Annotated in this window: 31 protein-coding genes; 1 reads left to right on the top strand and 30 read right to left on the bottom strand. The window is 34.1% G+C overall.

Annotated elements, in window-relative coordinates; translation table 11 throughout:
- Window positions 1-277: 277 nt before the first annotated feature.
- From A2J09_RS24435 to A2J09_RS10325, 27 genes are all read right to left on the bottom strand, one after another.
- Window positions 278-409 (bottom strand): hypothetical protein, encoded by a 132-nt coding sequence (locus tag A2J09_RS24435; RefSeq protein WP_012295069.1) that lies wholly within the window; start codon window positions 407-409, stop codon window positions 278-280.
- Between the two features lie 590 nt (window positions 410-999).
- Complete coding sequence (locus A2J09_RS23720) at window positions 1,000-1,170, bottom strand: hypothetical protein (protein WP_155726285.1); 171 nt, start codon at window positions 1,168-1,170, stop codon at window positions 1,000-1,002.
- A gap of 56 nt (window positions 1,171-1,226) precedes the next feature.
- Window positions 1,227-1,790 (bottom strand): GNAT family N-acetyltransferase, encoded by a 564-nt coding sequence (locus A2J09_RS10210; protein WP_036162064.1) that lies wholly within the window; start codon window positions 1,788-1,790, stop codon window positions 1,227-1,229.
- Between the two features lie 4 nt (window positions 1,791-1,794).
- Window positions 1,795-2,001 (bottom strand): hypothetical protein, encoded by a 207-nt coding sequence (locus tag A2J09_RS10215; RefSeq protein WP_036162065.1) that lies wholly within the window; start codon window positions 1,999-2,001, stop codon window positions 1,795-1,797.
- Window positions 2,002-2,276: 275 nt separating this feature from the next.
- The gene (locus tag A2J09_RS10220; protein ID WP_012295073.1) at window positions 2,277-4,220 is read right to left on the bottom strand and encodes an ATP-binding protein; all 1,944 of its coding nucleotides are present in this window, start codon (window positions 4,218-4,220) and stop codon (window positions 2,277-2,279) included.
- Window positions 4,208-4,738, bottom strand: coding sequence for a hypothetical protein (locus A2J09_RS10225; RefSeq protein ID WP_139015340.1), 531 nt, complete (start codon window positions 4,736-4,738; stop codon window positions 4,208-4,210). Before A2J09_RS10225 ends, A2J09_RS10220 begins: the two co-directional genes overlap by 13 nt.
- Before the next feature lie 2 nt (window positions 4,739-4,740).
- The gene (locus tag A2J09_RS10230) at window positions 4,741-5,979 is read right to left on the bottom strand and encodes a hypothetical protein (protein WP_036162069.1); all 1,239 of its coding nucleotides are present in this window, start codon (window positions 5,977-5,979) and stop codon (window positions 4,741-4,743) included.
- A 770-nt stretch (window positions 5,980-6,749) separates the two neighbouring features.
- Window positions 6,750-7,334 (bottom strand): tyrosine-type recombinase/integrase, encoded by a 585-nt coding sequence (locus tag A2J09_RS10235; RefSeq protein WP_012295076.1) that lies wholly within the window; start codon window positions 7,332-7,334, stop codon window positions 6,750-6,752.
- Window positions 7,335-7,667: 333 nt separating this feature from the next.
- Entirely contained in the window at window positions 7,668-8,000 is a 333-nt protein-coding gene (locus tag A2J09_RS10240) for a hypothetical protein (RefSeq protein WP_012295077.1), read from the bottom strand.
- A gap of 752 nt (window positions 8,001-8,752) precedes the next feature.
- Window positions 8,753-9,295, bottom strand: coding sequence for a hypothetical protein (locus A2J09_RS10245; RefSeq protein WP_012295078.1), 543 nt, complete (start codon window positions 9,293-9,295; stop codon window positions 8,753-8,755).
- A 16-nt stretch (window positions 9,296-9,311) separates the two neighbouring features.
- Complete coding sequence (locus A2J09_RS10250) at window positions 9,312-10,499, bottom strand: hypothetical protein (RefSeq protein ID WP_012295079.1); 1,188 nt, start codon at window positions 10,497-10,499, stop codon at window positions 9,312-9,314.
- Window positions 10,500-10,739: 240 nt separating this feature from the next.
- Complete coding sequence (locus A2J09_RS10255; RefSeq protein WP_036162071.1) at window positions 10,740-11,420, bottom strand: hypothetical protein; 681 nt, start codon at window positions 11,418-11,420, stop codon at window positions 10,740-10,742.
- A gap of 334 nt (window positions 11,421-11,754) precedes the next feature.
- Window positions 11,755-11,940, bottom strand: coding sequence for a tyrosine-type recombinase/integrase (locus tag A2J09_RS10260; RefSeq protein WP_012295081.1), 186 nt, complete (start codon window positions 11,938-11,940; stop codon window positions 11,755-11,757).
- A 130-nt stretch (window positions 11,941-12,070) separates the two neighbouring features.
- Window positions 12,071-13,120 (bottom strand): tyrosine-type recombinase/integrase, encoded by a 1,050-nt coding sequence (locus A2J09_RS10265; protein WP_012295082.1) that lies wholly within the window; start codon window positions 13,118-13,120, stop codon window positions 12,071-12,073.
- A gap of 99 nt (window positions 13,121-13,219) precedes the next feature.
- Entirely contained in the window at window positions 13,220-14,578 is a 1,359-nt protein-coding gene (gene accC / locus A2J09_RS10270; RefSeq protein ID WP_012295083.1) for an acetyl-CoA carboxylase biotin carboxylase subunit, read from the bottom strand.
- 13 nt (window positions 14,579-14,591) lie between these two features.
- Window positions 14,592-15,089, bottom strand: a complete 498-nt coding sequence (gene accB / locus A2J09_RS10275; RefSeq protein ID WP_012295084.1) for an acetyl-CoA carboxylase biotin carboxyl carrier protein — start codon at window positions 15,087-15,089, stop codon at window positions 14,592-14,594.
- 199 nt (window positions 15,090-15,288) lie between these two features.
- On the bottom strand, window positions 15,289-15,843 hold the full coding sequence (locus A2J09_RS10280) for a SpoIIIAH-like family protein (protein WP_008179871.1): 555 nt from the start codon (window positions 15,841-15,843) through the stop codon (window positions 15,289-15,291).
- Window positions 15,844-16,263: a hypothetical protein gene (locus A2J09_RS10285; RefSeq protein WP_031417400.1), complete on the bottom strand. Its 420-nt coding sequence runs from the start codon at window positions 16,261-16,263 to the stop codon at window positions 15,844-15,846. It abuts the gene before it with no gap.
- A 62-nt stretch (window positions 16,264-16,325) separates the two neighbouring features.
- Window positions 16,326-16,469 carry a hypothetical protein gene (locus A2J09_RS23970; RefSeq protein ID WP_004231124.1) on the bottom strand — a complete coding sequence of 48 codons (144 nt, stop codon included), beginning with the start codon at window positions 16,467-16,469 and terminating at the stop codon, window positions 16,326-16,328.
- A 1-nt stretch (window position 16,470) separates the two neighbouring features.
- Window positions 16,471-17,382, bottom strand: coding sequence for a stage III sporulation protein AE (locus tag A2J09_RS10290; protein ID WP_031417399.1), 912 nt, complete (start codon window positions 17,380-17,382; stop codon window positions 16,471-16,473).
- Between the two features lie 12 nt (window positions 17,383-17,394).
- Window positions 17,395-17,772, bottom strand: coding sequence for a hypothetical protein (locus A2J09_RS10295; RefSeq protein WP_012295088.1), 378 nt, complete (start codon window positions 17,770-17,772; stop codon window positions 17,395-17,397).
- Between the two features lie 5 nt (window positions 17,773-17,777).
- The gene (locus tag A2J09_RS10300; RefSeq protein WP_012295089.1) at window positions 17,778-17,987 is read right to left on the bottom strand and encodes a hypothetical protein; all 210 of its coding nucleotides are present in this window, start codon (window positions 17,985-17,987) and stop codon (window positions 17,778-17,780) included.
- 90 nt (window positions 17,988-18,077) lie between these two features.
- Entirely contained in the window at window positions 18,078-19,085 is a 1,008-nt protein-coding gene (locus A2J09_RS10305; RefSeq protein ID WP_012295090.1) for an NAD(P)H-dependent flavin oxidoreductase, read from the bottom strand.
- Between the two features lie 206 nt (window positions 19,086-19,291).
- A complete protein-coding gene (gene efp, locus A2J09_RS10310; RefSeq protein ID WP_031417398.1) occupies window positions 19,292-19,849 on the bottom strand; it encodes an elongation factor P in 558 nt (185 codons plus the stop codon).
- 17 nt (window positions 19,850-19,866) lie between these two features.
- Entirely contained in the window at window positions 19,867-20,928 is a 1,062-nt protein-coding gene (locus A2J09_RS10315) for a M24 family metallopeptidase (protein ID WP_012295093.1), read from the bottom strand.
- A gap of 2 nt (window positions 20,929-20,930) precedes the next feature.
- Complete coding sequence (gene aroQ / locus A2J09_RS10320) at window positions 20,931-21,365, bottom strand: type II 3-dehydroquinate dehydratase (protein ID WP_031417397.1); 435 nt, start codon at window positions 21,363-21,365, stop codon at window positions 20,931-20,933.
- Window positions 21,366-21,428: 63 nt separating this feature from the next.
- Complete coding sequence (locus A2J09_RS10325) at window positions 21,429-21,854, bottom strand: hypothetical protein (RefSeq protein ID WP_012295095.1); 426 nt, start codon at window positions 21,852-21,854, stop codon at window positions 21,429-21,431.
- A 109-nt stretch (window positions 21,855-21,963) separates the two neighbouring features.
- Between A2J09_RS10325 and A2J09_RS10330 the strand changes: the two genes are divergently transcribed.
- Complete coding sequence (locus tag A2J09_RS10330) at window positions 21,964-22,935, top strand: DUF1385 domain-containing protein (protein ID WP_012295096.1); 972 nt, start codon at window positions 21,964-21,966, stop codon at window positions 22,933-22,935.
- Between the two features lie 131 nt (window positions 22,936-23,066).
- On the opposite strand, the gene A2J09_RS10335 is transcribed toward A2J09_RS10330, so the two are convergent.
- From A2J09_RS10335 to A2J09_RS10345, 3 genes are all read right to left on the bottom strand, one after another.
- On the bottom strand, window positions 23,067-23,549 hold the full coding sequence (locus A2J09_RS10335) for a hypothetical protein (RefSeq protein WP_012295097.1): 483 nt from the start codon (window positions 23,547-23,549) through the stop codon (window positions 23,067-23,069).
- Entirely contained in the window at window positions 23,549-23,755 is a 207-nt protein-coding gene (locus A2J09_RS10340) for a helix-turn-helix transcriptional regulator (protein WP_012295098.1), read from the bottom strand. The genes A2J09_RS10335 and A2J09_RS10340 overlap by 1 nt, the downstream gene beginning before the upstream one ends.
- 246 nt (window positions 23,756-24,001) lie before the next feature.
- Entirely contained in the window at window positions 24,002-24,940 is a 939-nt protein-coding gene (locus A2J09_RS10345) for an alpha/beta hydrolase fold domain-containing protein (RefSeq protein ID WP_036162077.1), read from the bottom strand.
- Between the last annotated feature and the right edge of the window lie 272 nt (window positions 24,941-25,212).

Consider the following 25,212-nt stretch of genomic DNA (forward strand, 5'->3'; position numbering starts at 1 on the left):
GCAATAATAGTGTTATTAGGTAGTTCATTAATTTCATATTTTAGATTATATATTTCTGATTTATAGAATCAGTATTATTTAAATCGGAGATACTAACTAATACGCTGCTTATTTTATGCACAAAAAAGACCCCCTAACGAATCGGTTTCGTTAAAGGGTCTAAAAATCGGATACTCCGTTTTGTTTTATTCCTAATTCTATTCCGTTGACAAATATCGCTCAACTTTTCCGCAAGCTTCCCGACTATTAGCCGAGACGGTTAAACCATTGATACGGCTTACCTCACTTTTTCTGCAACACCCAATACATCATTCTCTTCAAGGAACTTCGTATTGAATTGTGCTGATTTGAACACGTCGTTGTTCATGAGTGCTTGGTGGAATGGAATGGTTGTTCCATAAGGCTTCATGAACATCTTCCAAAGCTCAGAAACCCTTACAGAGCAAGAATTATACGAATATTTAAGAATAGAATGATTTCAGAACGCAATACTATCACCTTCTATTGATAGAGTAACATTTTGAAAAGTTGAATACTAGCCTCGTTTCGTTAGCAACCTCAATTCGTGTAGGTGTCAGAGGTAACATATTAATAGAAAGATACCCTCTCTCAATATCGGAAACCACGCCCCTACCATCTTGTTCACAACAAGTTCAGGAAGCGTTCACAGTTCCACTACAGAATGAATCAACTTCACTCGCAGCACTTCTCACAAACGTTCCTACAGCTCCAAAGATGGATGGTTTGTGCGGCTTACATGACCTACAACTTAATACTGTCATTTATTCTTGTACCAATACTAATCTCAAATTAAAAAACGAGATAAATGCTTAGTTTATCTCACTTCTTTGCTACTCTTATTCTATTGTACTTAACACTTGAGCTTGGTCTGTACGCTCATTGGAACTCAGTTGACTCATCTCATAGGAACGCTCACAAGCCATTCTGTGACTTAAGCCACCGCCCATTGTTCACAGAGTAGATTGTATATCGATTTTTTTATTTAGATTTCCTTTTTTTCTTTGTAGTAAAATTTTCATTATTTAATGCCAAGCTTAAATTATCAACCATTTTTTTTCTTTCTTTTTCTTGAATTTTAGAGTTTACAGTTAGTTCGATTAAAATATCCTTTGAGTCTTTTGAACTTAGATTTTTTCTACCTAGGTTCATAATATTTCCTCCCTCCAATATTTAACTATCTGTACCCTAACCAAGGATGAAACAAACTATTCTTCTAATTCATCTAATAAAGAAAGATAAGGTAATAAATCTAACCTCATTAACATCAAGTTTTCACCTTCACTACTCTCTCGCATTTCTTTAAATCCATGTTTTTTATAAAAATCAATAATACCTTGATTTCTAATAGACCAAAGGAATATATATCTACATCCAATTTCATTGGACATTTTTAGCGCTTTAGCTATTATAGAACCCAAAATACTTTTACCATAGCCTCTTTCTTGTTGATTATTATTAACTGCCAAGTAAAGTATTTCAATTGCAGGAATCTCATTGGGCAAATTAGTCTGTATACTTAACTCCGCCGCTAAATCTATAATTTCTTTTTCACCTATTATTAAAGCATTGAACCTCGTAGTAATGAAGGCTATTTCACAATCTTCTTCATCATCCATTATCACAGTGGTATTATTAAAATTTGCATTATGAAACACTAATGAATTTTGAAAGTCTCTGATATAAGAATTTAAACCTTCATCTCCACAATCAAAACCGCTAAAGTTATGACTCAAAATTCTTTCGTCATTTAAAGCATAAGCATTTATCATTTTTCTAATACCTACCTGCTATTGAAAGTTCTCGATGTTGAGATTTTTCCTTATTCAAAATATTGCCTTGTTCTTTAACTAGCATGATTAATTCAAAAATGTTCCCTTCAACCTCCGAAGATAATTCATCCATGTTTTCCCTTGATAACTCTAAAAGAATTTCTTCTGCTTCATTATAAGATATGTCTAATGTACCTAGTTTAATACTCAACACCCCCCTTTTTTTACCTCATTTTACCACATTAAACGATACTGTCCAAGATTCCATTTGAAATAAAGATTTAAGGACAATTGATAGCTCCAAGTAAAATAATGATTTTACACGTTTGTACAATAAATAAAGAGAGCCATTTTAGCTCTCTTTACATGTAGCATTATTCGATTAATTTAAATGATTTTCTCCACTAGGGAGTCTTACATATTTACGAACTTGGTTCAAAGACCTTACATAAATACTAATCTGATTAATATTTAAAATCAATCTTTTCAACTTCCTACTCTCTTTATTTTTCTTCTTCTTTTTAAAAGTTTATTTTCTGAAGATAGGTACTCAATTAAATAATCCTTTTGTAACTCAGCCTCATATTCATCATATCCACTTGTAATTATTATTTGACAATCTTTATCTTTAAATTCTTCTATATAAGTGAAAAGTTTTTTCAAATGTGGTACTTCAATACCTTCAGCTTTTAAAGTGTCTATTATTAAAAATCTCGGAAATGCAATTTGATAATCTGGGTTTAAAGAGAGTTTAAGCATAGATAAATAAAAGAATAGTCTTCTCGGTACATTAAAACTTTGCTCTTTATACTCCCCGATAATTGGATAATAATTTCTATCCAGTTTAACTATATATTCATTTTCATTTGCATCAAAGAAATCTCTAAGATATTCACTATAGATTTCTTCAAATTTTTCTATATTTTTTTGAAACAGATTATCTTTTTCCTCTTCTAACTGATTCAAACGCTCTCTAGTTTTACGAACTCTATCTTCTAGCCCACTAATTATACTTTTAGAACTATTTATATCTTTTGCCTTCTCTTTTAATATTTCCAATTCAGAAGCAGTCTCTTTTAGTGGAATTATTTTATTAGTGATTTCTTCAATCGCAAAAGTATTTGAATTAACTTTCATATCACTTGTAATTAATTTAATTTCATTAACTTGGGTATTTATTTGTTTTTTTGTATTTACGATGATTTCATTTAAATGTTTATAATCTTTTTTATACCCTTCAATGACCTCATTTATAGTTTCTAAAGATTTTACTTTTGATTTTAATAATTTAATATATTCTTTATCAGAATAAATAAATCTTGAAAAATCCAAATGATTATTTGAACCACAAATACACTTATCATCTTCTAAATTAATTTTTTCTAAACAGAATGGACATTCTTCATTATTAATTATATCTATAAACTGTGCAGTAAATAAAACTTTATCAATATGTTCAATTTCATTATTTAAATCGTCTTTAACTCTTATGGATTTTGACAGTCCTTCAGAAACTGAACTTAGTCGATACTCATAATTTTTTAACTTATGAGTCTCAATAACAATATTCTTTTGAATTTCTTCAATTCTGGAAGCTACTTCTTCCCCAAAATGTTGCTCCTTCTTAATATCTTCTCGTATATTATTTAATCTTTTCAATTCTTTTTGCGTAGTTATCAATTCACTATTTATATTTTCCATACTATGTTTTCTTAATTGCTTAAGTATTTCCTCTTGAATTATTTCAATAGATTTCAATTTTTGTTTTTCTACTTGTAAGTCTTTAGTTAATAATTTTAGTTCAGCATATTTTTTATAATATTCTTCATTATAACCAGACATTAATACTTCAAAAATACTTCTCTTCATAATGTTACTATTCTTAAAGTAATCATAGGATTGTAATCCAAATTCACTTATTATCTTTTTATTTTCAGTTAATTGGTCATGGTAAATGTATCTGAATAAATCATCAATGTTTAAACGATGCGTTGTATTATTTTGAGCTACTTCTATAAATTCAATACCTAATTTCCCCATTAACCAATCCGATATTGTCATTTCTTCTTTTTGATAAATGTATCCATTTCGATAAACACTGTATGTTGTATATTCTTTTATTGTCTCATCATACACACTTACAACATTTTCTCCAATTTGTCTTCTTAAAGTAAAGTTTTCGTTATTAAGGCTAATTTTCAATTCAATATGTTTATTAGTATCATTTAAAATAACCTTTATTGGTTCTTTACTGGTATCTTTGACAAATTCAACGTTAATACCTAAACAATATACAATCAAATAAGTAAAAGTGGACTTTCCGTTCCCATTATCTCCCACTATTAAATTTATTCCTTTTGTAAATTTTTCGTTTTTATAAAAGTATGTATCCGCACTATATTTCAAAGAATTAATTACTAATGTTCCCATATTGCCACCCCATTTTCTTTGAAAAATTTATCTACAAAGGTCATATAGTTCAATCTTCTTAACCCCTTAATTTTCCCCTTAATTTCAGTTATTCTTCTTTTTTCATTTTCAAATTTAGAGTTTTTAATAAATATTTTAATAGTTTCATTTTCTACCAAATAGATATTTACTTTATTATCTTCAGTAATAATCTTAATAAGATTTCTTTTTTCTAAAATCAATAATAAGTATCTTACAAGAGTTACAGTATCAATAGCATCATAATATATCCTATTCAGTTCCTTAATAATATTTTCATTAGGCTTTATATCATTTTTGTAATAGTTCAATAAAAGCTGTGCATTTTTTTCGTTTGATATTATTGGAATTAAAAATACTAGCTTTCTATAATCTTTAAAGCTACTTTTCTCATTTTTACAATCTAACACTGATAAAATCAAAACTAAATTATATGTTAAAAAATACAAATCTTCGCTATTGTCATATAAAAGTCTTTTTTCCTTAAAATTTCCGCTCATTTTCACACCTCATCAAATGAATAAAAACATTCATTTATTAATAACATCGCTACTTTTTGCACTGTAATATCATTTCTCACTCCATAGTTATAATCTTTCTTCAGTTGGTTAAGGTCTATTACAACAGATTCTCTTAGTGATAAGATAACATCATTCAAATCTTCATGTGTAAACTTCTCTTGGGATTTAAACTTTTCATCAAAAAATTTCCCCATACTTTCATAAACTCTATATTTTAGAGAGTTTATTTGTCTCTTATCAAATTGCTTGATTTCATCCTTAACAGTTATAGCTTCTCTTGCATATCTTTTAATTGTCTTATCTTTAAATTCTGGACAAACCGAAAGAATTTTTTCTTTTAAATCTCTTAATACTTCACCTTCTAACTCATCTACCACATCTTCCCAATATGAATAAATCCCATCTACCAATGATTCACTAATCATACTTTCAGCATCTTTATAAATTAGCCTTACTGAATCTACATTAATAATTTTTTGCGTAATATGCTTTTGTGTCATGCGGTCATCTATCATATCTAATAAATTTCCTCTAATAAGGTTTTCTTTGCCAAAATGTTCAGCAACGAAAAACTGGCATTCTTTAATTTCTATATCTAACTCTTCGGATAAAGTTTCTAAGTCACTTTTATCGAATTCAAATGAAATCTTCTCTAGGAACTCAATCCAATCATCATGAGCCATTTTTTTTATTGTCAAATAATTTACGTGATAAGTGTCTGGTTTATCCTCTTCAATATCATATGTTTCTCTATATGTATGAATTAAGTATTTAGAAATAAAATTCACAACATCCGTATTAAAATCCTTTTTAATTAAATACTCTATAACAGGCTTTTTTAATACTTTTAATCCGATTTTTGTTAGTTTCTTTGTTTGATTTTCACCAACATAATTGGTATTAGTAAAAAAAACAAAATTTATGTACGGGTCTTTTTTTAATTCAATGTAATTATCTAAAAAATTTATCATGGTTTTTTGAATTTCAGATGAGTTAAATGAAAAACTTTTTTCATATAGTTTGTCTTGTTCTAGATGTTCGTGACCTTTCTCATCAATAAAATGTCCATCTTCTCTAGATTCCGGAAGTGCAATAATATTTTTATTATTTAGTTTCATTAATTGCAGCATTTTAATTGCTATTCTAAATTTTTGGTATCTAAATCCTTTGTATTTGTCACTGGCATCTCTGTTAACTGTTTCAATATTTAACTCTCGCATACAATTCACCTTCCAGAACATATATATATATTTCATTACATTTTCCTTTTATCTATTAGCTCTTCCTATCTATTCGATATAATTGTTTTAAAGATAGCTATAACGATAGCTTTAGTAGATGTATTTTGCTTTAATCCGATTGAAACAGAAATTTATTAAATACGTTCTTCCTATGTTTCTAATAAAGTTATTCAAATTAAATTTCTAGATAACAAACACCTCAATACCACCGCCAAGAAATATTTGTAAATTAACTATACCATTTTCCATAAAAAAAAGGATATAAACATGTAGTTTATACCACTTAATTATAGAAGGGGACACTTAAAACAATTTAATCTAACTTACAACTCTACCCAATTTTCTTGATTTCAATTTACTTTAACTTTACAAGGTTGTCTCGTACCCTTTTATTTTCCCTTTGGTGTGCGTGTAGCAGGTAGCCCCAATTCTTCATTCAACAACATCAAAATATCGCTAACCACGCCCCTACCTAAACCTAGTCTTTTAGCACTTGAAACGGCTTTGTGACAAGCTTCCGACCTCCACCAACCAAAAATTCTCAACTCGACCTCTAGGGACAAGCTATGAGCTTGCTATGCACCTCTAACAAGCAGTCTGACATATTCATGACAGCTAATGAAAGCTCAATAAAATCAATGTTTTACGGCTTCACCATAGCAACAAACGAAGTGGATTAAAGCCTTATAAATCAATGAATAAATAGCGAAGGTTACGTTTAGGTATACTCAGAGATTCAGCCTATCAACTTAGAAGAAAGAAACACTTTTTATACTGTTCTCAATGGTTTCCTCTGTGATTCCAATATAGCGAAGCGTTGTTTTCTGTGAGCTGTGGTTGAAAATTCCCATGAGTGTTGCTACGTCTTTTGTCGCTTGGTAGTATGTATAGCCAAACGTCTTGCGCATGGTATGTGTGCCAATCGAATTGTTACCAATCATATCACCTGCTTTTGCAATAATACGGTAAGCCTGTGTTGTCGTGATATGTCCTTCACCTTTGCGACTAGGGAATAAGTAAACTGTTCCTGTTGGTAGTGTTTCAATATAGTCTGCAATATCAGCCATCAAGTTGTTAAGATACACAGTACGCTCTTTCTTAGTCTTACCCTCACGAATCTTGAAAGAGCTTTTCCCTTTGACCTGTTCTACTGTTAGCGCTACTAGGTCACCACAACGCAAACCCGTTGAGATGCCTAGTTTGAATAGAAGTTGGTTGCGTAAACCAAACTCTTTAGTCATGCCTAAAGCTTCAATCAGTTCATTTACCTCCTGTTTCGTTTTCAATGGTTGTACATCAATCAACATGCCTTTTTTCTCGTTTGTGTTTGCCATGCTTATACCCCTTTTGTTACGTATCCTTTTATCAATATAAAAACAACACCATACATTCATAAAGGTATCAATAAAACAATGTCTATATAACAACATTTCATATGTATCCTTTTTACAAAAAGCATACATTCATTACGTAACTATATAGGATTTCATACAAAACTGAGAGTTCACGCAATTAGTATAAATACCATTTTATCAATCGTTTAATTGCTCTGAATAAAATTCTACATAAACAGTGTTCCACTAAAAAAGCAACAAACGTTGATTAAACAATGTTTGTTGCTAGTCCAAATTTCCATTGAATTTTGTTCCGATTTACCGTTGTGATATCTATTTAAACGCTTTTTTAAATTCTTCTTCTAATTTCTTTTGAACGAGAGGACTTTTCATGAAATTACCCATAACACCATTCATAGCATCACCTATTAAATCCGTTTGCTTATTTTGTTCATATAATTTCGCCTGTGTTTCCATTTCAGTTTGAATCTTTTCTAATTCATGTTTATGGGTTTCTCTAATCTTTTCTAATTCAATCTGCGATTGTCTTTCTATTTCTTTTATTCTAATATTCCCTGTTTTAACAGCTTGAAAATACGCAATACTACTAGCAATAATAGCTATAATTATAGGTGAACCTATTGTAAATATTTTCTCCCAATCCATGTTAATTCTGAACCCCCTTATATAAAATAACTCTGTCTATCTCAATTCCAAAATATGACTACAGAATACACTTTAGTCCCCAAAGCGAGGTTGGATAACGTCTTATAAAAATTACGCAAACAAATTATGCTTCTTTTCAAGAGTCACGTTATTGTTAGGAAAAGCTAACAATATGTTTGTACCTGCGAAAACAATACTTCAATTTTAACATAATATTACATTGAAAATCACTCCAAATTTATGTTTGGGAACATAGTTAATAATTTTTATACCTATGTCGAATATATTAATCTAAATTATGACACCATCTAAAGTGCTAAAATTATATGCTTAAATTTTTTATGTCAAACTTTTAAGTTATTACACTATTTTTATTTTATTAGAGCTATCGTTAGCACCTACATTTCTCTATGTAAATATCCATCTCTAATCACATACTTTAAACACCGAAACATTTTGACCTGTGTTTCGCTGCTCTTTCACTTAACTATCCATTGGTGCAAATATTAAGGTTTATTATGTGATTCATCTAGCATAGTGATTGATTATTTTAGTAGCGGTTTTGGGCTTATCGCATCGTTGCTGTAACGGTGAACTTTATTTAATGCACTCTATGGGTCTGATAATTGCCCTGTCAGATGATTCAACGTGACCAACTAACCATTAAACAAATCTCGCTTTCTTACAATACTATTCTGTAAGACTAATAAAAGAAAAAGCACACCAACTTAATGATGTGCTTCTAGTTAAACTCATTTCTCTATGAACTTATTCATACCTGTAATCAACAGGACATAGTCATTATGTTCAGATTCTATTTCCTCAACGTTAGGTTCATCCCAATCATTTCCATAATGTTTATAACCATTAATCGCAGTATTGAGATGAAGATAGTCCGCACGGGAAAATAGTTTCAATAGAAAACCAATTTTATCAACTAATTCTTTGTTTAAAGTTTTAATATTAGCTTGAGTTAGCTGACTGATTTCCTCAATAGGCGTATTAGGTGGAATATTTTCATAGTCTTCAAAATTATACTTACCTGCATGAAAATCTTCTATACTTCCACTTCTAAAAATGTACTGCGTAATCTGTACTGCTAAATCTCTAATAACTTTGTCTATACTCTCCTCAAAGTCAATTTCGAATTGTTCGTTGTGTAAAGCTCTTAATAACGCTTGATTACGAACAGGTTCATTCTCTTCAAGGAAAAGCTCATTTAGGTCTTCAATTAAAATAGAATCTTTCTCATCGAACTTTTCTTGAATTAGTTGCATTAATTGTTCTTTGTTCATTATGTTCCCTCCGATATTAGAATGGAAGTTGTGACACAACTTCTTCCTCCGTTATATTAGTATCTAAAATACCTATTGCTAATTTTTCATCGTCCGAAAGCAAATCTATATGAAACTGAACTTCACCAAATCCATTTTTATATCTCTCGAAATACTCCAAACACCAATCGGGAAGCTCTACACCAAAACTCTCAATCACCTTTGCAAGAATGAAGCTCCTATATCGCTCAAAGAAACTACCATCCAAAGTTGATGAAGCTTCAATGTAATGCGCTTTTACACGTTTCAAAAGAATGTCTGAATAGACCTGTGTAGACAATTTTGGTGGAACTTGAATACTCTCTTTATTCAAAATACGAATAACATTTTTCTTATAGACAAGAATGTCACACTTCTTTTCCATATGCACCAAAAAGTCTCTTTCTTTTTCCTTGCGAAAACGCTTTTCTTTGGCTCTCATCTTCTGAAAGGCGTTCAATGTGTATCTAGTATTATTCCTATAATTAAAGTCATCAATTTCAGACTCTATCTGAGCCTTCTTAGCAGTATAACCAAATTCATCAACTTCATTATTACCTGTTTTGTCTGCAACAAAGTAACGATATGATAAAATTATTCTGTCGTTTTTCTCAAGTGCATTAAGAGAACTTGTTAAAATGTTACGATTCGTATCTCGAATATAACCTCGAATATACTCAGTGATTTGATGTGCGTAGACTAGCTTTGATTCACCAAAAATATTTTCTTTGATTATTTTCAATATTTTTTTATGCTCAATTTCATTTGGATTTATGAGAGCATAATGTTGAATAAGCTCCGTTGTTGTAATTACAACAGTATCTTTTTCATAATTCCAGTATTTTGGTTCTAGCTTGACAATGGTTCTAAAGATATGTTCGTCAAGAAGATTTCTGTCTTCTTCTCTATTAGCACCATTGCTTCTCCGACCATCTAAACGTTCTGCTCGTTCGCTACGTTTCTCACCTAAAAGGAATCTGCGCTCTTTACCTTTTAGAATCTCGCCTTCTTCATCTGTTTTAAGTTCACAAGTTACATGAATTGTAAGAAGGTCTTTTATCAAAGCTTCTAGAACACTTGAATTATCAATTCTCCCTCTACGTTCATAGCTTTGTAACCTTTTCTCTGCTCCCTCAATACCTTCATCAATACAATATTGAATAGCTTCTAATGTTGTTAATTCCAATTCTATCTGCTCCTTTTAGCTAATAGTCATTTTGCGAGATGTTCAACTACTAATAGTCTTTCTTTATACTTAGTAATTGATTTGCTCGCTAATTAACTAGGCACATGAGATTCATTAGTCCTTATTATTTGCTGTAAGTGCCTAAAACTAAGCTAAAAGAAGAAATCAAATATTAACCTACATATTTATCTAGAATATTCAAAGTAGCAGATACACTACCAGTATTATTATAGTTGGTGTTCATTCCACTTTTCTTACCGAATGTATAGTACAGTACATCTCCATAGTGGGTAATAAGTGAATTAATCTCTTTTTGAGTGAATAACTACTTATTAAATCATCTGATTTATAATATTCTAACGCTTGGATAATTGCACTTTTTTGTACCATTACCTTTTTCATGTCTAAATCAAAGCTAGAATAAATATTAGTTTTCCCTTTATTAAACTCAGAGTACAAAAGCTCTCGTTGTTCAATAGGAAAATACTCTTCAGCTAAAGGAGCATATTCTTCATTGATACTCAGCTTATCACTTTCTCTTTGCAATTCTCTCTCGTATAAAATTGTTTCAAGTATATTTCCTTTTTTAAAAAGACCAAAGCTATTAAGTGCATTATAAATAGCCTCTGGATAATATCTCATCCCATAACTTGTCATCTCTCCACTTTTTTTGTCTTCTTTGTAGAAAGCTACATTTCCTATGGGTAATGCTACTACATGAATAACAAGATGTTCTTTTATTATTTCGTAAAACTCTTCTTCTTGAATATAGCTATAACCTTCAACTAGACATTTCTCAAATAACATTGTTAGTAACTTAATATGATCTTGTTGAGTAGTATGTTCAGTTGGTAAACAATTAAAAGAATCCAATGCACTTTCATCTTTAAAAAACCGATTATACTTTTCATCATATTTCATAATTTCATCCACCCCTTCCACCAGAATATAAATTATTATTTTTTACCTATTTATACAATTTTACATAAATAATTCGAGCATAAGCTCAATTAAACAAATTTCTAACTTTCATAAAAACTCATACTAAATATGAACGTTCATAAAAATAGCATATCACAAAAATTAAAATATTAAAACATTTTTATAGTTCTTTAGAACTTAGTGTTGTGCACACTTAGACTTAAAATGATTCTTTAGACCCAAAATAAGTATTATTAACATTTAGTTGAGTTGCAAAAAACATATGCATTAGAATCATGTTTCCTTAATTCCTTAACAGAGATAGCTAATCAAACTAAAGATACTCCCTCAAATCCTTCGCAACCTCTTCAACATCCAAATCCAAATACTGCGTCGTGACAGCCAAATCACTATGACCTAAAGCTTTTGAGATAATAGCTATACTTGCTCCTTTGTCATGTAAGTTCTTCGCATAAGCCCTTCTGATAGCGTGTGCATTGATATTCTCTAATCTAATCACATTGAGCTAATACCACAAACAAAAAGAAGCTAGATTTCTCTCTAGCTTCTCTAAGTCATATTCTCCCTTAATCAATAGTTCGTAAATCAAATAATCTTGAATCCATGAAATAGGACAGTCTCATAGTATGTTATAAGTAATCCCTTAACCCCTTCAATACATCATCAGAGCTTATCCCTAAGTATCTCGTTGTGGTTGATAATGATTTATGAGAAAGAGCCTTACTAATTAAAACAACATCCGCCCCCTTCTTTCTTAAGTTAGTTGCATACAACCTTCTAATAGCATGAGCACTGATATTGTTTAGCTTGTATTTCTTAGCATAGTAAGAAAGCCTTTTAGTAATTGCACATGGTTTTGTTTCAACATCTAGAGAATCACCAAACTTACTTAAAAACACAACTTCATTTCGTTTCTTATAATGTTTACGAATAATATTATTTTGAGTTATCAAACGTTTCAAATACAGTGCTAATTCATCATCGAATGGCAATTTCAATACATCATGGTTCTTCATAATGTCACCCGTCAGTAGCAATGAGTTAGTCTTAAAGTCAATATGCTTCTCTTCTAGCTGTATTAACGTGTTCATACGAATACCCGTCTTGTATATAGTCAGTACAGCTACCGCATCACGAAACGGAATGAAATTCGCCATATCAAGTAATGACAATAAGATTGACAATTGCTTCTCATCAGCAGGAAGTTTAATCTTAGTATCAACACGTATACGAACGTCCTTCCAAAAGTTTCTCTCTATCCATCCGTTATCGTAAAGTCGATTTAGAACAGCTTTAATGACACGTAGACGGCTTTGTTTCGATACATCTGAAATATCCCCTAAGCTCGCAAGCCAACCAAATATAGACTCCAATTTAATGTCATCTACGTATTCAATTTTCATAGCATCTACTAAACGTTTAAAAGTATAAATATATTCACTGATTGTCGCTTTACGAACGCCCGACAGTCGCATTTGCTCTTTCACAATTAACAAAGCACTATTAATTTCTACACCTTTCTTACCTTCATGTAATTCAACTACATCAATCATTAGCTTTGGTGGAGTAATCAGTATCATATCTTCCTCTTTAAACGTACCCTCAAAACTTGGTAGCTGTATAGCTTCTGTCACATCTTCTAAATCAAAAATCCCTGTACGCTGACCTTTTCTAGCCAAATAAAAAACCTCCTAACTAATAAAAGTTAGAAGGTAATAAAATTGCGAACTTTGATGGGTGTTCTATTCCCTATTCGATTCCCTAAACCCACAAATCAATTACTTGCTTGTCCCCAATACATCATTCTCTTCAAGGAACTTCGTATTGAATTGTGCTGATTTGAACACGTCGTTGTTCATGAGTGCTTGGTGGAATGGAATGGTTGTGTTAATTCCAGGTCCAGATACTTCAAATTCACTTAGCGCGCGATTCATTTTCGCAATCGCCTCTTCTCGTGTATTGGCATGTACAATTAGTTTTGCCACCATTGAATCATAGTATGGTGGAATTGTATAACCTGCATAAACAGCAGAATCAATACGTACACCATAGCCGCCTGGCGTTACATACGTATCAACAGTTCCTGCTGAAGGCATGAAGTTTTTGTAGGCATTTTCTGCGTTAATACGGCATTCAATTGCCCAACCATTTAATTGTATATCATCTTGAGTGAAAGGAAGTTTTTCACCAGATGCAATCTTTAATTGTTGTTGTACAAGATCTACACCAGAAATCATTTCTGTTACTGGGTGCTCTACTTGAATACGAGTATTCATTTCCATGAAGTAGAACTTGTCTTCTTGATAGTCATAAATGAACTCAATTGTTCCAGCACCTTCATAGTCACAGGCTTGAGCTGCTTTTACTGCAGCTGCGCCCATTTCAGCTCGGCGTTCAGAAGAAAGAGCTGGAGATGGAGCTTCCTCTACTAACTTCTGCATACGACGTTGAACAGTACAGTCACGCTCGCCTAAATGCACGACATTACCATAGCCATCCGCTAAAATTTGGATTTCACAGTGACGGAAGTACTCGATGAATTTCTCTAAATATACGCCAGGGTTACCGAATGCAGCAGCAGCCTCTTTTTGCGTAATATCAATACCTTTGACAAGATCTTCTTCTGTACGTGCTACACGAATCCCTTTACCACCACCACCAGCAGTTGCTTTGATGATTACAGGATAACCAATTTTAGCAGCCCATTCTTTACCTGTTTCGATATCTGGCACAATACCAGTACCAGGAACAAGCGGAACTCCTGCTGCTTCCATTGTTGTACGTGCTACGTCCTTGATACCCATAATTTTAATGGAATCAGATGATGGACCGATAAACTTAATGCCAGCGTTTTCACAAGCTTCTGCAAAATCAGCGTTTTCCGATACAAAGCCATAGCCTGGGTGGATACCGTCAGCACCTGTTTTTTCAGCTACACTAAGTAGGGCTGGGAAGCTAAGATAAGAATCTTTTGATAGCTTCGGACCAATACAATAGGCTTCGTCTGCTAATTTCACATGTAATGCGTCTGCATCTGCTTCAGAGTACACAGCAACTGATTGAATGCCTAACTCTTTACAAGCACGAATAATACGCACAGCGATTTCGCCGCGGTTTGCAATTAAAACTTTTTTCATGGATTTGCACTCCTTACTCAGCTTTTACAAGGAATAATGGTTGGCCGTATTCTACTAATTCGCCATCTTTCACAAGTACTTCAACGATTTCCCCTTGCACTTCTGCTTCAATTTCGTTGAATAATTTCATTGCTTCTACGATACATACAATTGTTTCGTTCCCTACTTTGTCGCCTGCTTTTACGTAAGCTGGTGAATCTGGGTTTGGTGATTGATAGAAAGTACCAACCATTGGAGATACAATTTTATGTAGCGATGGGTCGTTAATCGCTGGCGCGGCTGCAGCTGGTGCTTCTTCCACTTTAGCTGGCGCTGCTACAGGAGCTTCTGCTGGTGCAGATTGTTGTACAACAGGTGCTACTACTTCTTTTTTAGGTGCTACAGTTTCTGTCACAACAATATTATTCTTTTTTAACTTAACTTTTGCGCCATCTACCTCATACACAAACTCGTCAATTGAAGAAGAATCTACTAATTTAATAATTTCGCGAATTTCTTGAATTTTGAACATTTCTAACTCTCCTTATGAAATAAAATCTACTACAATAACTATTTTATATTTTTTCGAATCAATTTGAAACAGTTAAATGAAAATTAAGTAAATATGAACAAAATAAAAGGCTTTCCTTTACTAAGCGAAAGCCTTTTCATAACGCTGATATATAACAACGCCCTTTGAATAAACTAAAAATTTATTATTTTCTATATTTTTAATAATTATTCGCACTGAACTTTACTTGTACATCATTTGCGCCTTCCATCTCTGTTCTCACTAAGTATATAATTTCATTTGCTTGGGATTTTGATAATTCTTCAGCCATAACTGTAACAGAAACTTTCTCTCCTTCAGCGCGAACAAATGCATCAGAATAACCTAATGATTTAATGAGCATTTCAAGCATCGCTTCTGCTGATTCTCGTTTAATAAGACCATCCATTTCATTGAATGCCTCATTTTTTTCGTCAGCGGAAGATTCTTCTGAAGCAATTTTTTGTGTTAGCTGCTCACGAAGTTGACTTCTTTCATCACTAACTTGCATACGCATTTCTTCGAATAAATGACTCGGTGAAGAAACTTCTTGTGTCACATCATTCGTTGCTTTCTGATCTGTAACACCACTTACAGCTGTTTGTTGTAATGTATCATCCGTAAAAATAGTAAGGCCATTGAACTGTTTTGCTGGATCAACCAAATAATACACTGAAATGACTGCTACTAAACTTAATAATGTCATAAACCAAACTGTTCTTCTACGTACGCGCATTTACTTTTCCTCCTTATTTTCCATTGGAACGATAATAATTCGATGAATCGGCAACTGCATCACTTGACTGACGACTGCACGAATTTCATTTTTCACAAAGATATCGGATGCACCTTCTGAAACAACTAGCATTCCTGTTACGTTTTTCGCGCCTTGCTCAGTCCCTCGAAAATATTGGCTGAATAGTTTATTGGCATCTTGATCATCTGTCATCTCTCCATAATAAAAATAGACTTTAACCTCCCCAACACCTTGCATTGCTTTCAGTGTTTGCTCAAGTTTTTCTTCATTAGAGAGCGGTGAACCTTTGTCGTTCGTTGAATTCGTTTGATACATAGGCAAAATGATGAAAATACCCACGGAGGCAGCTACCAGTATTAAAACCATTAATGACGTTGTTTTTTTTCGTGTCTTTTCCACATCACTTGTACATTGCCTCCTTTCATCTTCTCTTTTTCAAGTGTATGTACGCTTGTTTCTTCCTATGAATTGATAAATGGAATCTTTAATAGCAATTGCAAAAATACTAACGTGATGACCAATTTTGTGAGCGAAATTATTTCCTTATCATCCGTTAGAAACACAAAAATCTGACAAACAAACAGCAATGCCAATAAAAGAATCAATTTATCTCCCCCCTGCCATAACTTGTACGAACACAATGAGGAAAAAACAAGAGAACATAAATGAAAAAGCAATCAGAAATGATACAGCACATAAGGTAAATAGGGATTTACTAATTTGATCGAGTAGTCTACAAATATCATCAAAGGCAATTGGTTCTAAAATAGCTGCCAGCATTTTCAAAGAATAGGCACTGACAACAAGTTGAACAGTTGGAATAAACGATACGGTAATAACTGCAATAAAGGCACTAATGCTTGTAAGGGAGGATGTAAATTGTGTCATATGCTGAAACATCGAAAAACTATCAACTATAAACGAACCAACAACCGGAATATTTTCTTCAATTAACTTTTTGACCGGCTCAGCAACAGCTGCATTGACGCTAAACGCTGCCACCCCACCTGCGGTCATCAATAGGACATAGCAAATAACAGAGGCAGAAACGATACTCATAATGGTAAAACGAATTAAATCTGCGATTCTTGTAAAAGAAATTTCCTTGACAATCACACTGCACACATCAAAGACAATGGCTAATAAAACACCTGGAATAAGCCACTTACTACTAATAATGGTGAGAACTTGTACAAAAAACAGCAAAAATGGCTGCCAGGATGCAATGGCTGTAATACTACTAGATAACATAAAGCTTGAGGTCAAAATAGGATAGAACGCCGTAAATAAATGGGCTAGTCCTTGTGCAATTTCATCAATTAATGTAAAAGATTTAACAACAACTGGTCCTATCGTCGCTAAGACAATTAGAAAAAAGAGGATTCTTGTCCCTTTTTCAAATTCTGGTAATAGCATATTGATAATTAAAATAATGATGACATAACTACAAAGCAACAGTGTCATCTTGAGCAAGAGAAAGAATGGGTCGATTAAAAACGAAAGTATTTGCTCCTGCAATGGCTTCGCTCCTTAGTTTAGCCTTTGTAAAATGGCCGACACCTCCTGTAATACAGCCAAAAATTCTTTGAACCAATACAATAAAATAACAATTTTCACCGCTGCAAAAACAATGCTCCCGAGCACTTTATAGTTATGTTCTACAAGCAGCAATGACACCCATTGCCCGACATAGAACATACTTGCACTAATTAAGATAGCCTTTGCATAAGGCAAAAACGCAAGCGTTTCTAAAAGTTGCTTGACGAAGGGCAATAAAAGTGTCGAGAACAGCATGCCAAAAAGCAAAAAAGAGAACATCACACTTATTAGCGCGTGGAGTGGCTGTATGACTTCTTTTATTAGCAATAATAAAAGCAGCATGACAACAGCAACGATAACAATTTCCATTTACCCTACCCGGAAGATGTCAGCCATTGGAAGAATGTGAGAATTTCATTAAAAAATAGACGTAAAAATCGGAGTAATTCTGCTGTCATATATAAGTAGGCAATGAAAAATAGGAAAAATGAAAATTCCTTCTTCCCCGTTTGATCGAAGAAAACATGAAGAAGCGCAACTACTAGTCCCACTCCAGCAACTCTTAATACGTCTTGTAATTCCATTCCTACGCCCCCTCGTGTACAGCAATATATGTTGCTCTACCAAAAAAAAGACCTCTATACAGTTGTATAGAGATCTTCTATCTAAAAATTTTATAGCCATTTATCTACAATACTTTGGACCGTACCAGCATGTTGTACAAGATGGCTATTTTCGCCCATCCACATCGATAAATATTCGGCATTGCCCTGTTTGGCACTTTCCTTACGAATAGTTGTCGTTAAATAATTTTGCAACGGATATGGTGCAACTGTCGCGTCCTTCATACGTTTAGTAAAATCATTGGCTATGCCTCTTGCTGGTTTTCCCGTAAATGCGAGTGTAATGGTTGTTTCCTGCTCTTTTGATGCCAACACCGCATTTTTATAGAGCGGAGAAATTTCGCATTCTTCTGCCACCAGTAAAGCCGTCCCCACTTGAACTGCTTGTGCACCGCTCTCTAAAGCCTTCTGAATATCCTTCTTCGTCACGAGGCCCCCCGCTGCGATAATAGGAATAGCTATTTTTCCTGCTACCTGCTGCAGCAAGTCATATAAAGGGATTAATTGGAGCGGGGCTGTAAAGGAACCTCGATGACCGCCAGCTTCTCCACCTTGTAGGACCACTGCATCCATGCCAGCCTGCTCAACTAGTTGAGCCTCCTCTAATGTAGTGGCTGTCCCAATTGTATATACCCCATGTTCCTTTAACTGTTTCAGTACCTCCGCTGACGGAATACCGAATGTAAAAGAGCAAATCTTCACCTTCTCCTCAATAACCGCTTGTACTTGTCCAGCAAAAACTTCCTTGGATACAACGCTTTGTACAGGCGACAGTCCAAGCTCATCATAAAAAGGTTGAAGTGCCATGCGAGCCTTTTGTAAGACCTCGATATCAATTTGTGGCTCCTCTTGTACGAAAAGATTGACCGCAAAAGGCTTGGTCGTTAGCTTCTTTACTTCCTGAATAAATTGCTTAGTTTGTTCACCATCTAAGTAACCTGCACCTATGGAGCCTAATAACCCTGCCTCGGTACAGGCTACCACGAATTTCGGTGATGTTACACCTGCCATAGGTGCTTGAATAATAGGATGTTGACTATCTAGTATTGTTTGTAGCATAACTCTCACTCCTTATGATTATTGTAGACATTTCTCCCAATAATGACCATCTATCTGATGGTAGAAACTTGGAGGGAGACACGAAAAAAAGAGACCGTTTCTCTATCCATTATCACAATGTCCCTGTCCTTTCACAAGAAATGTATAAGAAAAAAATAAAAACCTACTCTTTCAATAAAAAAGAGTAGGTTGAGGATTAATAATAATTAGGCACGAGAAACGTAAGAGCCCTCTTCTGTGTTAATAATTAGTACATCACCTTGGTTGACGAAGAAAGGTACTTGTACAATAAGACCTGTTTCAAGTGTAGCAGGTTTAGTGCCGCCTGAAGCTGTATCACCTTTAATGCCTGGTTCTGTTTCAGTTACCTCTAATTGAACCGTGTTTGGTAATTCAACACCTAGCATTTCACCTTGGTAAGATTGAATATGAACTTCCATGTTTTCTTTTAAGAATTTCAATTCATACTCGATTGCTGATGAAGCTAGTTCAGTTTGCTCGTATGATTCTAGGTCCATGAATACATGCTCGTCACCTTGTGCATATAGATATTGCATTTTACGGTTATCGATTTGTGCTTTTTCTACTTTTTCACCAGCACGGAATGTTTTTTCATTCACTGAGCCATTACGTAGGTTACGTAATTTAGAACGTACGAAAGCAGCACCTTTACCTGGTTTAACGTGTTGGAAATCTAACACGCGATATAATTGGCCATCAACAACAATTGTTAGACCTGTACGGAAATCGTTTACTGAAATCATTTGTGTTCCTCCAAAGTTTATAAAATAATGAGTTCTTTTGACGAATGTGTGAGTAATTCATTCCCCGTCTCAGTGATTAAAATATCATCCTCAATACGGACACCACCGATACCAGGTAAATAAACACCCGGTTCAATCGTCACGGCCATACCTGGCTCTAGCACTGCATCAGAACGCATCGATAAGCCAGGGCCTTCATGTACTTCAAGACCGATACCGTGTCCTAAAGAATGACCAAATGCTTCGCCATATCCTTTTTCTTTTAAGTAGTCACGTGCAATAGCGTCCGCTTGAATACCTGTTAATCCAGGACCCACTTTTTCAAGTGCTAACAGCTGAGAAGCAAGGACTGCATTGTACATATCTACTAATTTTTCAGATGGTTCTCCAACAGCCACAGTACGTGTAATATCCGAAATATAGCCATTGTATAGCGCACCAAAGTCTAATGTAACAAAGTCGCCTTTTTCAATCACTTTATCCGTTGCAACGCCATGTGGTAATGCTGAGCGAAGACCAGACGCAACAATTATGTCAAACGAAGACTGAGTCGCTCCTTGTTTACGCATGAAAAATTCTAATTCATTCGAAACTTCAAGCTCTGTTTTACCAGGCTTGATGAAGCCTAAAATATGTGTAAATGCGTGATCTGCAATTTCACACGCAGCCTTAATAATATTAATCTCTTGTTCCGTCTTAATCAAGCGAATTTTTTCAATTAGCCCAGAAATCGGCACTAAATCAGCTTGAATGTTCGATTTATACAGTTCATATGTGCCGTAGCTTACAGTATCTCTCTCAAAGCCCAGTAATTTGATGCCCATATTTTTTACTTGTGTAGCAATCTCTTCAATAATGGTTGCTTCATGCTTAACAATTCGGAAGTCCTGAATTTGTGTGGCAGCTTGTTCTGTATATCGGAAATCTGTAATAAAAACAGCATCATTTTGGGACACAATTGCTACGCCCGCTGTCCCTGTAAAACCAGTCATATAGCGGCGGTTATACCCATTCGTAACTAAAATGCCATCGATATTTTGTTCTTGAAGTGCTTTACGTAGCTTTTGTAATTTCAACATAATCAATTCTCCCTCTCGATAAATGTACGTAGTGCCAGTTCATAGCCTTTCGTACCTAGTCCACAAATTTGACCAAGGCAGGCCGGAGCAAGATAGGAATGATGACGGAAAGCCTCACGTTTATGGATATTGGAAATATGTACTTCGATTACTGGCACCGTAATCCCTGCAATGGCATCATGTAACGCGATGCTTGTATGGGTATATGCACCAGGATTAAAGATAATGCCATCATACTTTTCGTCTTCTGCTTCATGCACCCAGTCCACAAGTACCCCTTCGTGATTGGATTGACGAAATTCAACAGTGGCACCTAAAGAAGCTGCAAGATTTTGAACATTTTCTTTAACATCATCCAATGTTTCATGTCCATAAATATGTGGCTCTCTTTTTCCAAGTCGATTTAAGTTAGGTCCATTCAAACATAATAACTTCACGCTTCTATTCGCCTCTTTCTATGTACTTGCCATTTATTTTATCATACAAGGCGCATACAGCAACTAATTTCCTTTTTGCGCCGTATGCTCCCGCTGATGAAAATTAGCTGTTTCTAACAAGAACCGTAAAAGACAAACCACCACAACTATGAATGGAATCGAAAGCTTTTTAAAGGAAGAAAGTTGTAATGGTAAATCTAATGCAATCCACTCTAATGTAATTGTTACAAAAAGCCCTAGTAGTAGTGAAGAAAAGACAGCCGGAATAACATAGACATAGCGCATTGTCATATATACCAATAATCCGATAATGAATAAAAGAAGTATAAAGAAGGTCCAATGAAATAGCTTAGAGCTTTCTTCAAACCATCCCCATTTCTTATAAAACCCAATCGGATGCCATTTAATGAGATTAAAATAATGTAAGCCTTTTAAGCACAATGCTAAAACAAGAGCATTTACCAGTGCCGTTATTGTTCCTATTTTCACAATTTTTCCTCCATTGCATACTAATCATTTCCTAAAATGTACGATTAGTGTAGCCATATAGAAAATTTACTATGCGTAACTGTAGAGGTTTTTGACTAAATTTAGTACAATGGTACAGTTGAAATATATAAAGAGAGTGGTGTTAGCCTTGAGCAATTCACCTGTATACGGGGGACAAGCACAATTAGAAGGTGTGATGTTCGGAGGAAAGGATCATACAGTTACTGCCATTCGTCGTAACGATGATTCCATTGATTATTATCATTTTAAAAAAGTACAAAAACCTATTTTACAAAAGCTTAAAAAAATCCCATTTGTTCGAGGCGTGGTCGCACTGATTGAATCAGCAGGCTTAGGTTCTCGTCATATGCAATTTGCTGGGGATCGTTATGATGTGGTACCTGGCGAAGAAGAAGAAAATAAAGAAGAAGGCTCCAAACTTCAAATGATACTTGGCGTTGCTGTAGTAGGTATTCTTTCCTTCTTATTTGGAAAATTTGCCTTTACACTAATTCCGGTTTTTATAGCTGATTTTTTCTCTAAATGGATTGAAGGAAAAACGGGTCAAATTTTACTTGAAAGCGGTATTAAACTATTATTACTGCTCACATATTTATATTTTATTTCGTTAACGCCTCTCATTAAACGAGTATTCCAATACCATGGGGCGGAGCATAAAGTCATCAACTGCTATGAAGCTGGTTTAGACATTACAGTGGAGAACGTCCAAGCACAATCACGTCTACACTACCGTTGTGGTAGTAGCTTTATTCTTTTCACAGTCTTTGTCGGCATGTTTTTATATTTCTTTGTGCCAACGGACCCGCTGTGGCTACGTATTTTAGATCGTATATTATTAATTCCCGTAGTACTAGGAATATCATTTGAAGTATTACAGGCGACAAACGCCTGCCGTAATATTCCAGTATTACGTTTCCTTGGCTATCCTGGTCTATGGCTTCAATTGCTAACGACTCGCGAACCAAAGGATGATCAAGTGGAAGTTGCCATTGCATCCTTTAATATGCTACTTCAAGTAGAGCAACAGCCAGAAATAGCAGCAACATTAAATCATGATTAAGGAAAAGGCAGTCCCAACGTAAGTTGTTGGAACTGCCTTTTTTATATAGATGCGAGCCTTGCATTTTTCGTTTAAATGCCATAATCGCAGCTCGATAAACCTATCCAAAGGGATGAATCGGACAACTAAATTTATTTAGATTCTTTCCTATTGACTGTAAGTGCAGTAAATATACCCATCATACTAGGCAAAATACTAAATAATAAAAACAGCCAATTATTTGTTAGAATCGAGATAATGGTAAAAATAAGTAGTGATGCGACATTGATGCTTATACCTAACTTCACATAAGAAGGCTTAAAAGGTATTGGTCTGTACATGTTGATAGTCAAAATGAGCCCAATGATCGCCCAGCTCCCTAAGTGTACAAATAAAAGTACAGCTAAAACCATGGCAGTGCTTAATTTAATCCCAAACACTACTAATGAAAAGAAAATATAAATTGCTGCTAACGTCATATACCATGAATAAGCTTTCGCCCTTTGCCAAATATGGTCGTGTACTTCATCTAAGCCTCTATTTTTCTTCGCTTTTTTCCTTCCAAACCACCAGCCAAGGATGCCAAAAATCATCCCGCCGTATAGTCCAACAATACCGCCTATAGAAAATTCCATTATGCCATTCCCTCCTCTTCGAAAATAAAAACTTCCTCAATCGTGCAGTTGAAAGCTTTTGAAATATTGTAGGCAAGCTCTAGTGATGGATTGAATTTCCCTGATTCAATTGCAATGATTGATTGGCGTGAGACACCCACTAATTTAGACAAATCCTCCTGCGTAATCTTCCTCGATTTCCGCAATTCACGAATTCTATTTTTCATAATGCCTCCTCATCAAATGTAAAGTAAACTATACATTTAGCAATAAGTAAAGTTTACTTTACATCTTTTGATATGTCAAGTTAGCTTTACATTTTTATGTTCGTTTAAACAATGAAATAGGACAGGATTAGAGGCGACTGGTTTCTGAAAAAAAATCCCCTATCCAAATTGGACATAGAAAAAGCGTGTATTGAAAAATCAAAACACGCTTAGGATAGTCACACTATTTTTATTTAGTGTCCTTCTCTATTTCATTCCTTTACTATCAATAATATTAATAATTTTCTGTTGAGCGTCTAAAGCTTCTGGGATGGGCATTACAACAAACACATGGTTCATTTTAGGATAAACAAAGGTTGTTATATCAATTCCTTGCTCGGTTAGTTGTTCATCAAATTTTACAGCATCCGGATATAAGCTTTCATGGGTACCAATAAAATGGGTGATTGTCGCAAGACCCTGAAAATCACCGTAAATGGGACTAATTAATGGATCTTTTAAATCCTTATCAGCTGCCCATATCTTTGTGATGACTCCCATTCCTTCACTAGCTAGCATTGGGTCCTTTTCTTCATATTCAGGAATAAGAGGATTTTCTAAACTTAGGTCAACACAAGCAGATAATAAAATAATATTTTGTGGCTGCGGCAAATGGTTTTCTTTTAAAAGCTGGACCAAACCAAGTGTTATATTGCCTCCTGCAGAATCCCCTATAATAGTTAATTGACTGGAGCTTTCAATTGTTTCTAAAATTCTAGTATAGAGATTGAGCATTTTTTGGTACGTATCCTTATGATTAAAATGAGGTACTTTTGGATAAATCGGAGCAATAACTTTTGCCTGTAATGCTTGCGCCATTTTATCCATAAACAGCCAGTGAAAAGGTAAAGGCTGATTCGTCCAAGCGCCACCATGAATATAGAGAATCACTTTTTGTTTCGAGGACTTTTGATCATTTAAAGTAAAAACTTGCATATCCTGAAAAGTTTGTTCGTCCTTAACACTTAAAAATTGAACTTCATCTTCAATAACATAGGGCTGATTATTCACCGTTGCCCTTTGTTTGATAAACTGTTTAGCATTTTCAACACTAGAAAAACTCACTTTATTACTTTGGGAAAATAACAACTGTTCAAATTGGACACTTTCTTCAGAACGTTCTCCATTAAAAAGTACTACACTCATTTCTTTCTCCCCTTTCAGCATGTTCATCTAGGTGGATGTACGAGAAACTCAAACAAACAACCCTTAAAGTGAACAAATACCATCTTCAAGCACTTTACAAAATAGATTTTGTAACCAATCTTTATGACAAATTACAATTGACCAGACATTTATATTTTAATTCCACATATGGCTATAGACTCCTTCATTTAATCAAACTTTCTTCATAAAGACAGTCTTTTTTATTTGCACGATTGTGAAAGATTGTTTTCAACTAAGGCCCCTGCAATTCA

The sequence above is a fragment of the Lysinibacillus sphaericus genome (assembly GCF_001629735.1).
Classification (GTDB): domain Bacteria; phylum Bacillota; class Bacilli; order Bacillales_A; family Planococcaceae; genus Lysinibacillus; species Lysinibacillus pinottii.

Excerpts from the sequence above, each read along its gene's own strand:
- A2J09_RS10280 (WP_008179871.1), bottom strand. The coding sequence starts at position 15,843 with ATGCGCGTACGTAGAAGAACAGTTTGGTTTATGACATTATTAAGTTTA.
- A2J09_RS23720 (WP_155726285.1), bottom strand. The coding sequence starts at position 1,170 with ATGAACCTAGGTAGAAAAAATCTAAGTTCAAAAGACTCAAAGGATATT.
- efp (WP_031417398.1), bottom strand. The coding sequence starts at position 19,849 with ATGATTTCAGTAAACGATTTCCGTACAGGTCTAACAATTGTTGTTGAT.
- A2J09_RS10245 (WP_012295078.1), bottom strand. The coding sequence starts at position 9,295 with ATGAACAAAGAACAATTAATGCAACTAATTCAAGAAAAGTTCGATGAG.
- A2J09_RS10235 (WP_012295076.1), bottom strand. The coding sequence starts at position 7,334 with ATGGCAAACACAAACGAGAAAAAAGGCATGTTGATTGATGTACAACCA.
- A2J09_RS10255 (WP_036162071.1), bottom strand. The coding sequence starts at position 11,420 with ATGAAATATGATGAAAAGTATAATCGGTTTTTTAAAGATGAAAGTGCA.
- accC (WP_012295083.1), bottom strand. The coding sequence starts at position 14,578 with ATGAAAAAAGTTTTAATTGCAAACCGCGGCGAAATCGCTGTGCGTATT.
- A2J09_RS10225 (WP_139015340.1), bottom strand. The coding sequence starts at position 4,738 with ATGAGCGGAAATTTTAAGGAAAAAAGACTTTTATATGACAATAGCGAA.
- A2J09_RS24435 (WP_012295069.1), bottom strand. The coding sequence starts at position 409 with ATGAAGCCTTATGGAACAACCATTCCATTCCACCAAGCACTCATGAAC.
- A2J09_RS10315 (WP_012295093.1), bottom strand. The coding sequence starts at position 20,928 with ATGTTGAAATTACAAAAGCTACGTAAAGCACTTCAAGAACAAAATATC.
- accB (WP_012295084.1), bottom strand. The coding sequence starts at position 15,089 with ATGTTCAAAATTCAAGAAATTCGCGAAATTATTAAATTAGTAGATTCT.
- A2J09_RS10345 (WP_036162077.1), bottom strand. The coding sequence starts at position 24,940 with ATGAGTGTAGTACTTTTTAATGGAGAACGTTCTGAAGAAAGTGTCCAA.
- A2J09_RS10330 (WP_012295096.1), top strand. The coding sequence starts at position 21,964 with ATGGTACAGTTGAAATATATAAAGAGAGTGGTGTTAGCCTTGAGCAAT.
- A2J09_RS10240 (WP_012295077.1), bottom strand. The coding sequence starts at position 8,000 with ATGGATTGGGAGAAAATATTTACAATAGGTTCACCTATAATTATAGCT.
- A2J09_RS10295 (WP_012295088.1), bottom strand. The coding sequence starts at position 17,772 with ATGGAAATTGTTATCGTTGCTGTTGTCATGCTGCTTTTATTATTGCTA.
- A2J09_RS10230 (WP_036162069.1), bottom strand. The coding sequence starts at position 5,979 with ATGCGAGAGTTAAATATTGAAACAGTTAACAGAGATGCCAGTGACAAA.
- A2J09_RS10305 (WP_012295090.1), bottom strand. The coding sequence starts at position 19,085 with ATGCTACAAACAATACTAGATAGTCAACATCCTATTATTCAAGCACCT.
- A2J09_RS10210 (WP_036162064.1), bottom strand. The coding sequence starts at position 1,790 with ATGATAAATGCTTATGCTTTAAATGACGAAAGAATTTTGAGTCATAAC.
- A2J09_RS10300 (WP_012295089.1), bottom strand. The coding sequence starts at position 17,987 with ATGGAATTACAAGACGTATTAAGAGTTGCTGGAGTGGGACTAGTAGTT.
- A2J09_RS10220 (WP_012295073.1), bottom strand. The coding sequence starts at position 4,220 with ATGGGAACATTAGTAATTAATTCTTTGAAATATAGTGCGGATACATAC.
- A2J09_RS10340 (WP_012295098.1), bottom strand. The coding sequence starts at position 23,755 with ATGAAAAATAGAATTCGTGAATTGCGGAAATCGAGGAAGATTACGCAG.
- A2J09_RS10335 (WP_012295097.1), bottom strand. The coding sequence starts at position 23,549 with ATGGAATTTTCTATAGGCGGTATTGTTGGACTATACGGCGGGATGATT.